This window comes from Metabacillus niabensis (genome assembly GCF_020524345.1).
In the GTDB taxonomy this organism is placed as follows: Bacteria; Bacillota; Bacilli; order Bacillales; family Bacillaceae; genus Metabacillus; species Metabacillus niabensis_B.
On the sequence record NZ_JAIVLH010000012.1, the window covers coordinates 132,101 to 143,811 of the forward strand.

General features: G+C 37.7%; 10 protein-coding genes. All 10 read right to left on the bottom strand.

The annotated features are described in order from the left end of the window. Nucleotides 1-87: 87 nt before the first annotated feature. Nucleotides 88-1,599 carry a metallophosphoesterase gene (locus tag LC095_RS14600; protein ID WP_226528836.1) on the bottom strand — a complete coding sequence of 504 codons (1,512 nt, stop codon included), beginning with the start codon at nucleotides 1,597-1,599 and terminating at the stop codon, nucleotides 88-90. A 184-nt stretch (nucleotides 1,600-1,783) separates the two neighbouring features. Continuing rightward, nucleotides 1,784-2,146 carry a phage holin family protein gene (locus tag LC095_RS14605; RefSeq protein ID WP_078431681.1) on the bottom strand — a complete coding sequence of 121 codons (363 nt, stop codon included), beginning with the start codon at nucleotides 2,144-2,146 and terminating at the stop codon, nucleotides 1,784-1,786. Nucleotide 2,147: 1 nt separating this feature from the next. Then, complete coding sequence (locus tag LC095_RS14610; protein WP_216775386.1) at nucleotides 2,148-2,345, bottom strand: PspC domain-containing protein; 198 nt, start codon at nucleotides 2,343-2,345, stop codon at nucleotides 2,148-2,150. Between the two features lie 17 nt (nucleotides 2,346-2,362). Then, complete coding sequence (locus LC095_RS14615; protein ID WP_226528837.1) at nucleotides 2,363-3,445, bottom strand: DUF4097 family beta strand repeat-containing protein; 1,083 nt, start codon at nucleotides 3,443-3,445, stop codon at nucleotides 2,363-2,365. Nucleotides 3,446-3,457: 12 nt separating this feature from the next. Next, nucleotides 3,458-3,784, bottom strand: coding sequence for a DUF4870 domain-containing protein (locus LC095_RS14620; protein ID WP_226528838.1), 327 nt, complete (start codon nucleotides 3,782-3,784; stop codon nucleotides 3,458-3,460). Between the two features lie 119 nt (nucleotides 3,785-3,903). Next, nucleotides 3,904-5,466 (bottom strand): glycoside hydrolase family 32 protein, encoded by a 1,563-nt coding sequence (locus tag LC095_RS14625; protein WP_413467489.1) that lies wholly within the window; start codon nucleotides 5,464-5,466, stop codon nucleotides 3,904-3,906. Nucleotides 5,467-5,543: 77 nt separating this feature from the next. After that, nucleotides 5,544-7,004: a glycoside hydrolase family 68 protein gene (locus LC095_RS14630; protein WP_226528839.1), complete on the bottom strand. Its 1,461-nt coding sequence runs from the start codon at nucleotides 7,002-7,004 to the stop codon at nucleotides 5,544-5,546. Nucleotides 7,005-7,190: 186 nt separating this feature from the next. Next, a complete protein-coding gene (locus LC095_RS14635; RefSeq protein ID WP_226528840.1) occupies nucleotides 7,191-8,453 on the bottom strand; it encodes an ABC transporter substrate-binding protein in 1,263 nt (420 codons plus the stop codon). Nucleotides 8,454-8,462: 9 nt separating this feature from the next. Continuing rightward, a complete protein-coding gene (locus LC095_RS14640) occupies nucleotides 8,463-9,656 on the bottom strand; it encodes a response regulator (RefSeq protein ID WP_226528841.1) in 1,194 nt (397 codons plus the stop codon). Between the two features lie 32 nt (nucleotides 9,657-9,688). After that, nucleotides 9,689-11,494, bottom strand: a complete 1,806-nt coding sequence (locus tag LC095_RS14645; protein ID WP_226528842.1) for a sensor histidine kinase — start codon at nucleotides 11,492-11,494, stop codon at nucleotides 9,689-9,691. Nucleotides 11,495-11,711: the final 217 nt, after the last annotated feature.

Consider the following 11,711-nt stretch of genomic DNA (forward strand, 5'->3'; position numbering starts at 1 on the left):
TAGCCACAAATGAATGGAAGACAAAGAACGTCTTCTATTCATTTGCGTCTTATTTGCCTGAGGCTGACCAAGGCGCTTGCGCTTTTCTTATGGTCTACTTCCCGCAGCAACCTTTTCATTTGATAGTTGTTTGTAAATGTTCAACTCAAAATAGGTTGTTGAAACACTTTTATTTGTTTTTTCCACATCAATATCCATTGTAAATTGTTCTTTTTTCGGATGTTTCTCAGGGTTGTAATAATGATACTTATTTTTATAAGGAGAGTAGGTCCGCACATCAATTGTGTTCGTTTCTTCGTCCACATGAAGTAAACGAAGAAAACCGCTTCCGCCTTCAGGACCTTTTTGGTAATCGGCTAAAATTTGATAGACTTTGCGATCAACTGTACCATCACCATCATCATCAAGCGCATCTATCGCAAGGTGACTGCTATGATAATGTCCACAAAGCACCGCCACAACCTGTTGATTTGGCTTGACGACTTTTTCAAAAATTTCATTACCTTTATGACTTCTTTCACCATTCTTTTTTAAGTACTCGTGAAAGGAGAGGATCGCTGTTCGATCAGCATATCGTTCAAGCACATTATTGAGCCACTCGATTTCTTTTTTTCCAATCCCCCAGCCCATATAAACGAAGATATAATCTTTTCCATTTGCTGAAATCAAATCATAATGCCCCCGGTTTTGGTCAAAAGATCCTCCGTAATAGGATTTTTTCATAAACCGCTTCTCTCCAAAATAGGCTTTATAACGATTAAAGTCATGTCCTTCATCATGATTTCCCGGCAGAACTCCATAAGGAATACGTGCTACGTCCAACGTATTCATATAAGCACTTGCCCGTTTCCATTGTCTTTCATCATTTCCTTTATTCACAATATCTCCCGTGTGAAACACATATTTAATATTCATCACATCTTTATTCTCAGCAATCCATTCCGTAATCGATTTAAAAATTGCGGGGTAGTCCTGTGCATAATATTGAGTATCTGACATCCATACAAATGAGTAATCATAGCTTTTGGATTTCTGTGGCAATTGATCCTGGACAATTACACTTACTTTTCGATTTTGAACAAATTCCTCGGCATTTACATTCCCTTTTAATTCAAAGGATGTATCACCTGCCACTACACCTTCAATTTCCACCCATTTTCCTTTTACTACATTCCAGCCATACATTGTGACTTGTCTTCCTGGTAATGATTTCCCCTTCCAATAAAGGGTGATTTTATCAGATGGCTTTATGTCCCGGTGAACCTTTACATCAAAACGATGATAAGGAAATCCAACTTGTGACTGTGTTTCATTTTCAGACATGTACATCCTTTTTAATGACTGATATTTTTCTTTGGAAAATTCACGCTCTCCTGGTGGAGAATAAGAGCGGGGAGGTTCTGTTTTTGCAGTATTTTCACTTACCATCATGTCCCCCCTATCTGTTGAGGTGTATTGATGAGCATGAAAATAATTTTGTGGAGCACTTGCTTCGACACTCAAAGAAGAACTTTCATTACCACTAGTTGGGACAATGGCAGGTAAAAGAAAAATAAAACAAGTAATCATTAACAACTTCTGAAGCCTTCGTTTATCCATGCAACTCACCCGCACTTAGTATGTGCAGGTTTTGGTATTTTCATTAGAAAAACTTGGCTTATCGCCAAGTCCTAATGGCGAAAAGCCTTTGTTTTTCTTATACTATCATCCATAAAATCTTATACTTTCTGATAGTACTAAAAAAAGAGCAAGATTCCCTCCCCTGCTCTTTTTAAACAAACGTTTATTTATCCTTCTTCATCGGTTCAACAATCCCTTTTTGAATCATCACATTCAAGATCGCAATAAAAACAGCGGCAAGTAATGCAGTTCCAAAACCATCTATATTAAACGCATCACCCATCAACCCTTCTGTAATCATTAGCGTGACAGCATTAATAACAAAAAGAAATAACCCTAAAGTCAGAACCGTCACAGGTAATGTTAATAAAATGAGAAATGGTTTCACAAGCACATTCAGGATGGACAAGATAAAGCTCGCTCCTATCGCTGCCCAAATCCCGCTTAAATGAAAGGAATCAAAAAACCCGGCTACGACAATTAAAATGAGAGCATTCACAAGAATGCTCACAATCCACCTTTTCATCTTACATTACGTCCGTTTCTTCCGGGATTAAGAAAATGGAGATCAAATAGATGATTCCCATTGGAAAGAAGCCTGTGAAAAGTAAAACAATCACGAATAGGATACGTACTAAAGATGCGTCCATTCCGAGATATTCTGATAAACCTCCTAATACTCCGGTTAGTTTCTTATTCTGGCGAGATCTTGTTAGTTTCTTCATGTTTCATCATCCTTAAATTATTTAATCTCAATAGAGCCTGTTTTCGAATCGGCAAAAAGGGTCATTTTTGCCTGCTGTGCTGTACGGAACTTAAGCTCTTTTTGAATTGTTTCATTTTTCTCATAGGAAATCTCTACATCATTAAGCAGTGCAGATAAGGAGCCTAAATTTGATTTTAGCTCTCCAACTATTGTACTTTCTTCCGGAACTGTAATATCAATATTTCCTGTCGCTGTTTTTGCATAGAAGGTTTCACAACGATCATCGTTAAGCTTTACTTGTACATTGCCATTAAAACTCTGCGCATCCAGCTTTTCTGCAGATCCATTAAATTGAATATGACCGCTGATTGTTTCCAGTTCAAGTTTATCAAACTGAGCATCTGAAAGTTTAATTTGCCCGTTTGCTGTTTCAAATTCTCCTTTAGCACCATTGAGTGAAGAAAAAGAAACAACACCGTTTGCTGTTTTTACCCTTATGGCTTCTACTCTTAAATCTTCCCCTCTAATCGGTCCGTTAAACAATTTCACTTTAACTTGTTCATATGTCTGTTCTGGCAGTCTGACGATCATATTTATTTTCATCGTCTTTTTCTCTGTAAAAAATACAAAACGGTTTCCTTCCACTTGACAATCAACACCGGCTAAAAAGGTTTCTCTTGCTTGTTCAGTGTTTTCCACACGGAACACTTTTACATCACATTCAACCCGAATATCCTTTTCAGACCAAGGCTCAAAGCTGACACTTCCATTTGTAAGCTGAATATCAATATCTTGGAACGAATCACCTTGAAATTGAAAAATATGCTGAAGACCGATTGATTTACCAAAATTAAGATCTAAATCCATATCCTTTACCTTTTTGACGGCTGAATCGACCCAATCCATTAATTTGTTTCCTATTGATTGCTTTTGTTCTGCTGAATCGTGGTCATCATTAGAAGACTGCTTATTTCCCAAAACCTCAGTAGACAAAGCCGTTATTTTTTCTTCCTTGACTGCTTCCTCATTTTCTAAGGCTTCAATAAGTGATAATGCTTCTTCCGCGGAAAGTTTTCCTTCTTCCACTAATCTTAAAATTCGTTTTCTTTGCTCTTTCATCCAAACTCCTCCTTATGATTCTTTTGTAAAAATCTTAATTCCTTTGACAATGTTCCAAATAAATACAATAAGATTGATTAACCCGACTAGTACAAAACCAGTAATAATAAGAAAAAAGGCGGTATCTCCTGAAGAACTAGAGGCTGCTGCAAAGAAGATCGTGATGAATAGACCTATAATAGATAAGAAAGGAATAATGTGTGAAACAAGGGCTTTTTTGGCATGCTGTTTTACTTCGAGATGATCGACAACAAAATAAATGATGATAGGTAATAACAATGGGGCAATAAACACACTAAAATAATTTAATGAAGCAAGGAATTTATTCGTATTATCCATTTCCTTCACTCTCCTTATCTTTAGTACGTATGAAAAAGGAAGAGGTTTCAGTATTGTTTCATGAATTTTTTTATTTAATGGTAAGGGAGTTTGACCAAATCATCAAGCGATTTGGTCTGTTAGTGGTTGGCTGGCTTCATATTCGTAAACGTAAGGTTGGAAAAAACAGCTTCTCCTCCTTCTGAAAAGAGTGAGATACCTTGAGCTTTTTCTTCCGGAAAAATAACTTGTGAGTGCACTTCTTTTCCATCGTCAATAAAAACCTCAATGCTGGTTGTGTCAACGAGGATCTTCAGATGCACCTGTTTCTTATTTGTGTTAAATGGTGATGTACTTTCTACTAATTGCTGATTTTCATCAGGATGGTCCGTATTGGAACGATTCACATAAAAGTAAGGCTGCTTTGGGTTATAGAAAATTCCAACATCAACATGTTTCTTCTTATCAGCCGATTCACGTAGTCTTAGACCGACATTTTTGAGTTTTTCCCATGAGATATCAGCTTCTAGTTGGTAGACGTCTCCTTTTAATGGGAGAGTTTTAGTTCCATTTACGTTTATGTTCTTGATTGATTCTGTTGTTGTTTCCAACTTGTTCAGAGCTTCAATAGGTTGTGAGGCCAGATAATAGTGATTGTCACCTTCATGTTTTAATTCTATTTGACGGACAATTGAATCCATCCCATTAAAATCTTCCTGTAATGTTGGAGTGTTATGAGCATATGCCCAATTATTCATCCAGGCGAAGGCATAACGTCTTGTTAGGTTATCTTTTTCTGTTCCATCTTCAAAGGTAACTCCACCATACCAATCAAACCCGTAATCAAGCCATTGGGGATCATTCTGTTCAGCAATGAATTCTTTTCCATTGAAATCACCGATCCAGTAAGCATACGTATTTGGTTTGTTTGTAGAAAGTCCGTTTGCACTCACTCCAAGCACCCATTTTAAAGCCCCATCATCCGCTTGCATAAGATAGAGATCCGGGCATTCTACAATACCCATTCCCCCGGTTGTAAAACCACTTGTATATTCCCAGTTTATCAAATTTTTTGATTCGTAGAACCCTATTTTAGCTCCTTCTGCCATAACCATTTTCCACTTTTCATCCCGCTTATCCCACATCACCTTTGGATCCCGGAAGTCATGTGTTCCCGGATTTTCCATAATTGGTTTATCTCCATAAGGAGTGAATGTTTGTCCTTTGTCGGTGCTGTACCATAAAAATTGTTCCTGCTTCTCACCATCAGCTGAAGGCTGTGTCACAATGGCCACAAAAGCCCCTTCTCCAAATCCTGCTGTATTCTCCGAATCTATGACAACCGAGCCTGACCATGGGTCTCCATTTTCAGTCGTATATTTTGGGATAGCCACACCTTCATCCTGCCAATGCACAAGATCTTCCGAACTGGCATGCCGCCATTCTGTACCATTTCCGTCTGGGTAATCACGGTTATAAAGGTAGTAATAATGATATTTCCCATTCACATAGAGGGGTCTTTGAGGATCATTTTTCCATTTATCAGGTACGGTAAAATGGTAGTGAGCACGAATGGAGGACGTTTCTGTATCTTTTTTATTGGTTTGAGATGGTGTATCTTTTTTGACATTCATCACAAATACAATTACACCTACAATTAGGAAGCAAATAAGAAGGAAGCCGATTTTTTTATGTTTTTGCATAGTTATCACCACGTTTAGCTTCAGTATATAGAAAAAGAAAATGCCATATGTACAGCGGCATTTTCTTTTCAACTGAATTATTTAATCGTTATTTGACCTTGCTCAAGAATTCCATCTTTCACAACAGATGTTTTATCACCTTTAATGTTTAATAGGAAGCTTGGTGCAAAGGTAGATTGATGGTCTTCAAAATATCCTCTGTTTGTCATATAACTTGTTACGACTGTATTGTCGCTTCCTTCTTGCGGAATCGCAAAATGCGCGTAAGTCCATGTCACATCATATGGATCAAGATCTTGATGTAACACAAGTCCTGTTTTGTTTAATGGCTTGTATGGACCTGTTAATGAGTTAGACACATAACCTAATAGATAAATATCTTCATCATCAATACCGTCAATCGTCATTTTAGATCCTCTTGAGCTTGTAAATAGATACCATTTTCCATCCTTTTTAAAGATGTTTGGACGCTCAATTTCATCTGTTACTGTGTTTGACGCAATCAGCGGCTTCATGACTTTCTTTAAAGAGTAATCATCATTAATTTCAATTATTCCAAGTGCTCCGTTTGAAATTTCTGCTAAATCCTTTTTAGGACTATTTAATAGATTGCTTTTTTCACTGCGGAAGAATGCTTCACTTTTACCATAATAAGCTTTATTAAATAATGAGTTCTCACCTTGGTAACCTGTTTCTGTTCCAGTGTTTGCCTCAAAGACAAGGTACTTGCGACCATTCTCTTCAATATAATGAGGATCTCTTAATGTATGATTATCTGAATAATCTCCACCGCCAAATGCTTGTTGAACTGTTTGATAGTTTTTTCCGTCTCCATCAAAGATCGATTTGTGGTCTTCAATTCCATCTACTTTCAATGTGTTTTCACTTGGCTCAGACACATTGATTTGTGCAGTTGTTAATGTTTGCTTACCAAAGAATCCATTTGCAGGATCCCATCCATGACGATTTGTATAAAATAAGCGAACTTCTCCGTCAGATGTTAATGTTGCAGAACCAGACCATTCTTCTGCTTGGTCTCTTAAATTTTGTTCATCTGATTTGAATTTGTCGGAATCTTTAAAGACTCTTCCTGCATTTTTCCAGCTATCAATTGAATTGTCGCCTACTTTTTTATAGAACATGTAGATGAATGTGTCCCACCCTCTGTCAGGGTCACCTGCTAAACCAAAAACAATTTGGTAGCCATTATAGGTTGCGACTGTCCCGTCGGCATTTTGTAATGGCCATGTATCCCATACGTCTAAATTAATTAAATTTCCTAGCTCATCGTATCCTTTTGCAGATGAGATATTTTTAATTTTTGACTCATCAAATTCAGGAACAGTGTATTTAGAATTCCCCTGCTGTTCAATGAGTTTATGCATATCAGAACGTGTGATATGAGAAATTCCATAGTCCTCTTTGTGATCACGGGAATCTTTTTCTTTCGCAGACGCAAAAGACCCACCGCCCCCTAATAAAATAGCTGTACTAAGTGTTACGACTGTTGCTTGTTTGGCAAAACTCTTAAAGTTCATCGCTTATCCTCCTAGCAAGTTTTTGTTTACAACTAAAATTATAGGGTAGTAGTGTTATCCGAGGATATGTCACGAATTGACCGGAATTTCGTCGTATATTGATAAGACATGGGGACAAAGACGCTGGGGCTGGATGGGACAAAGGGACAGGTCCACTGTCCCTGAATGGGACAAGGGACCTGTCCCCTAGTCCCAGGATTGTTGAAGTTCTTGGAGTAGTTGGTCGCGGTTTAGTTGGTTGTCGATGTATAGCTGCATGGAGGAGCCGAATTCTTCTCTGATGCCGACGGGAAAGTGGAACCAGTTGGAGGATAGGGTTTTTCCTTGTTTGTAGTACGTTAAGGTGTCGTGTGCAAGTGGGCCTAGATGATTGGTTTCAACGTTTTTAAACGCCGGGATGAATTTAAATTGTTCGGTCATAAATGATTTTCCTTGTGGAGATGAGACCATCCAATTCAAAAATTTCTTTGCTTCTTTTTTCTTTTCAGATGATGATTGTTTATTGATGACCCAATAATTCGAAACGCTCACGACAAGAGCATCGTTTTTTGGTTCATCATTGATTGGGATTGGGAGAAAACCAATATTCATATTTAGCGAAGCTTGGTCAATCATCGGTTGAACCCAGTTGCCTTGAAGGAGAATGGCTGCTTCACCTTTTGTAAACATGTTTAACTCCATTGAATAATCAGTTGTTAATGGTTGTTCATTTCCGTATTTTAAGGTTAGGTCGAGCAAGTCAACCATCTCTTTGAATACCTGATTTGTTGTGATTTTTTCACTTCCTGCATGAAGATTTTTTATAAATTCATCAGGATCATCTTGCTGAGCAAAGGCTATATTTAATAGAAAAACTCCGAGCTTCCACTCTTCATAATATCCATTGGCAAAAGGTGTAATGCCTGCCTTTTGTAATTGTTCCGCGGATTTTTCTAATTCTGTTCGTGTTTTTGGAGGTGTTTGAATTCCCGCTTTTTCAAATAAATCTTTATTGTAGATAAAGCCGTATCCTTCCATATTGACAGGCATTCCATATAACTTTTCATCAAACGTCATAGGAAGTAGAGTTTCATCATAGGCTTGTTTGACCCATGACTGATCTGATAGATCTTCTAAAAGGTTCTTCCATAGCTTACCTTGCTCATATCCATTATTCGTGAAAATGTCTGGACCTTTTCCTGCTGCAATTTGGGCTTTTAGATCAGCAAGATCATCTGTTGCTCCCCCAACCGTTTCAACTTGAATGTCTATGTTTGGGTTTTCCTTTTCATAAGCCTTCACCATTTGCTCAAACTGTGTTGAAATTTCCACTTTTGGATTCCGAACATGTAATGTCAATTTGGGCTCAGCTGCTGCTTTGGATTCCTTTAGCTTCGTCGCTTCCTGACATGCTGAAAGGGTTAGACTTAGGCCTCCAACTAATAATAAACCTGCGATCCTTTTTTTCATTCTTTCACCTCAGTATGTTTCACATTCCCTACTGGTCAATGCTTGTTTTTCTTTTGCATTTCGGTACTCAAAAGGTGTCATACCAACCACTTTTTTGAACAGTTTTGAAAAGTATTTTTCATCCTGATAGCCGAGCATTAATGAAATAGAAAGGATACTCTCCTCTGTTTCCATAAGCCACGTTTTCGCTTGATTAATTCTTAGGTTCATGACATATTTGGACAGTGGCAATCCTGTTTGTTGTTTGAACTTTCTTGAAATATGTTCACGACTTAAGAAGAAGCGGTTTGCCAGTTTTTCCAAACTTAGTTCTTCCATATAATACATCTCTACATATGCTACGATATCCTGCATCCGGCGAGCATCATCCAAGTCATTTACACGATGAATTGATCGATAGTTTTGACCTTCCATTTCCCTTTGTAAATCCCGAAACGAGCTTGTAATTTCATTTAAAAAGCTGATCGGCTTGCCGCTTACAAGTCTGATCGGAATATCAAACTTCTGACTAATCCATTCTTCAATGAAAATCCAGTCCGATTCTTTTGACATCACGAGACAAAGTGTTGAATCATGCTGAAGAGCAAAGGCATTCCCCCATCCTTGTTTCAAAAGCTCATCAGCTAGCTGCTGTACGTAAGGTTCAGCATGATGCATTTGATAAAAAGACATAAGTGTTAATTCGTATTGATTCGCATGAGGAAGAAATGAAGCTATTTCCAGCTCATCAAACTGTTCTCCTATACAGGCTTGTGTCACGACCTGGTTCATGCGAAACCTTTTAACACTTTCCATATCTCCATCTTCTTTGTTGTTTCGTTCTTTTTCTTCCTTTTTCCAGGCTTCAACTGCTGCAGCCAATGTGTGATTAAACGGCTCTGCTTCAATAGGCTTTAATAAATAGTCAAAGCTGCTAAACTGAATCGCTTTTCGCATGAAAGAATAGTCGTCATAGCCAGTGATGAAAATCACTTTTCCTGTATAAGAGTTTTCATGCAGCCATTCAATCAGCTCCATCCCATTCATTCCAGGCATTTTTATATCAGTGAAAATGATCTCCGGACTTTCCTTTTCTATGATTCTTTTGGCTTCTTGTCCATTTGCCGCTTCAAAAAGAGTCGTAATTCCATATTTCGCCCAATCACCTAATTGCTTCATCACAAAACGGACATTGATTTCATCATCGATCATGAGAGCCTTCACTTTATCCCATCCTCCTTTGATGTAGAAAAAAATCAATAGATGTTAGATTTATCTAAAAAGATCGTCTGTTCATCCTTTGGCAGGTCAGTCTCAAGCGGAATTGTAAGTTCCACACAAAAGCCTTCCCCATTCTTCGTATCGAGCTTTAGGCCTGCATTCTCTCCATAGTTTAAAACTAAGCGATCATGAATATTTTTCAGGCCGATATGCTCGTGTAAATTTGTTCCCTCATAAGAAGAGGAATAGATATGTTCTCTTAATGAGTTCAATTTGGAAGAAGAAACACTTGACGTGTCATTTTCCACGGTAAGGATGACGTTCTCACCTGTTCTTTTTCCATAAATACTTAACCTGGCATCATAGAAACCTTCTTCATAGCAATGCTTAAAAAAGTTCTCAACTAGCGGTTGTACGATCATACTCGGAATCTTCATAGTTAGCAGTTCTTTGTTTAACTGTATGGAAACATTAAGTTCGTGGCCGAAACGCTCTCTCTGGAGAGAAAGATAGCGTTCAATATACTCAACCTCTTCACGCAGGTATACCCATTGATCCGCTCGGATGGAATACCTCATCATGTTGGATAAAGTGGTTACTAATTTATAGACATTTGGAGCATCAGACCTTAATGCCACAGCCCCGATTGATTGCAGGGCATTAAATAAGAAATGTGGATTCACCTGGGCTTTCAGTGCTCTAAATTGATTTTTTCTATTTTCAATTTCCAGTTTATATTCCCTGTCAATATGAAGGTTTATTCGATCCATCATTTCCTTCATATGATTGTCTAAATGGCCGATCTCATCTTTTCTCTCACTACCAAACGGCACCTGCCTATTTCCGCCCTCAATGGACCGAACTTTTTGGCTAAGAGTTTTTATCGGACGAGTAATTCTGTAGGAAACATATCCAATCATCAAAAGTCCCATTAATCCGACTCCGATACCAACTAAGATATTGATGATTGCTGTTTGCCTCGCCTCTTGAAATAAATATTGACTAGGTGTGATTTTCACCAATTTCCATTGATCTAGTGGTCCGGATAATGATTTAGTTAAGATAATCTCTCCATTTGAATTCGTGTTTCTTGCATTTATTTGCTCCAGTAACCCTTCAGGTGCTGATTTTCCGATTAATGATGCATCAGTTGCGTACATGACATGATCATTGGCATCAATAAGCAGCACTGATTCTTCATTCTCCTCAATCAAGCTACTACACAACCTGGCATAAACATCAAGATCAAGATCAATGGAAATGAAGCCAAGAACTTCATTTGATAAAATATCAACTATTTTATGGTGAATCGTCAATACAACCGTCTTGTCAGACTCCGGTACAATCGCTGCATCATTATAATTTTCAATCTGATGCGGCGGTTCAATCAGATCAGAACTGTTCGAATTGTATAGTTTTTTAATAGATTCTTCATTCAATACGTCCGGTTTTTGCTTTGGAGCACTTACTTTTGCATGATAAGCTGTAATCGACTCTTTCCTTTTATCAAGATAAAAACGCACTTGACGGATTTCATTTCTCATCAAATAAAATGTTTCCACACTGTTTTCTTTTGATTGTGGAGGAAGGTCTTCTGACTCGTCTGTGAAAATCGTAAAAAAATCAGGATTTCGGTAAATCAGGTAAGGCAGATTAACCATTTCATCAAAATATTGCTCCAATTCCTCCGAAAGTTTATCCATCTGGCTATGACTAGCCTTAAGGGCTTGCTGTTCCACTCTATTTTTTGTATATCCATAAATGACAAAAACAGATAAAAAATACGGGATGATAATAAAAATAAGAAGCATAAGGAATAAACGACTTCTGATGCTCTTCATTCATATGCTCCTTTCCATAAAACCAAATCTCTTCTTACCATATCTAAGTCTATTTTTAAGCTTTCGTCAACTTGGATAAATGTGTAAAACCAACAACCAAAAATGAGCTATTTCCTAATTTAATAGAGTTTGTGAACGGTTACTAAACGAAAGGTCCCTTCCTTCTTTTTGAAAGAAATGAACCTATTGTACTAGAAGGTGAGTTAGTATGATAAAA

Coding starts and splice junctions, on each gene's coding strand:
- LC095_RS14600 (WP_226528836.1), bottom strand. CDS start 1,599: ATGGATAAACGAAGGCTTCAGAAGTTGTTAATGATTACTTGTTTTATT.
- LC095_RS14605 (WP_078431681.1), bottom strand. CDS start 2,146: ATGAAAAGGTGGATTGTGAGCATTCTTGTGAATGCTCTCATTTTAATT.
- LC095_RS14610 (WP_216775386.1), bottom strand. CDS start 2,345: ATGAAGAAACTAACAAGATCTCGCCAGAATAAGAAACTAACCGGAGTA.
- LC095_RS14615 (WP_226528837.1), bottom strand. CDS start 3,445: ATGAAAGAGCAAAGAAAACGAATTTTAAGATTAGTGGAAGAAGGAAAA.
- LC095_RS14620 (WP_226528838.1), bottom strand. CDS start 3,784: ATGGATAATACGAATAAATTCCTTGCTTCATTAAATTATTTTAGTGTG.
- LC095_RS14625 (WP_413467489.1), bottom strand. CDS start 5,466: ATGCAAAAACATAAAAAAATCGGCTTCCTTCTTATTTGCTTCCTAATT.
- LC095_RS14630 (WP_226528839.1), bottom strand. CDS start 7,004: ATGAACTTTAAGAGTTTTGCCAAACAAGCAACAGTCGTAACACTTAGT.
- LC095_RS14635 (WP_226528840.1), bottom strand. CDS start 8,453: ATGAAAAAAAGGATCGCAGGTTTATTATTAGTTGGAGGCCTAAGTCTA.
- LC095_RS14645 (WP_226528842.1), bottom strand. CDS start 11,494: ATGAAGAGCATCAGAAGTCGTTTATTCCTTATGCTTCTTATTTTTATT.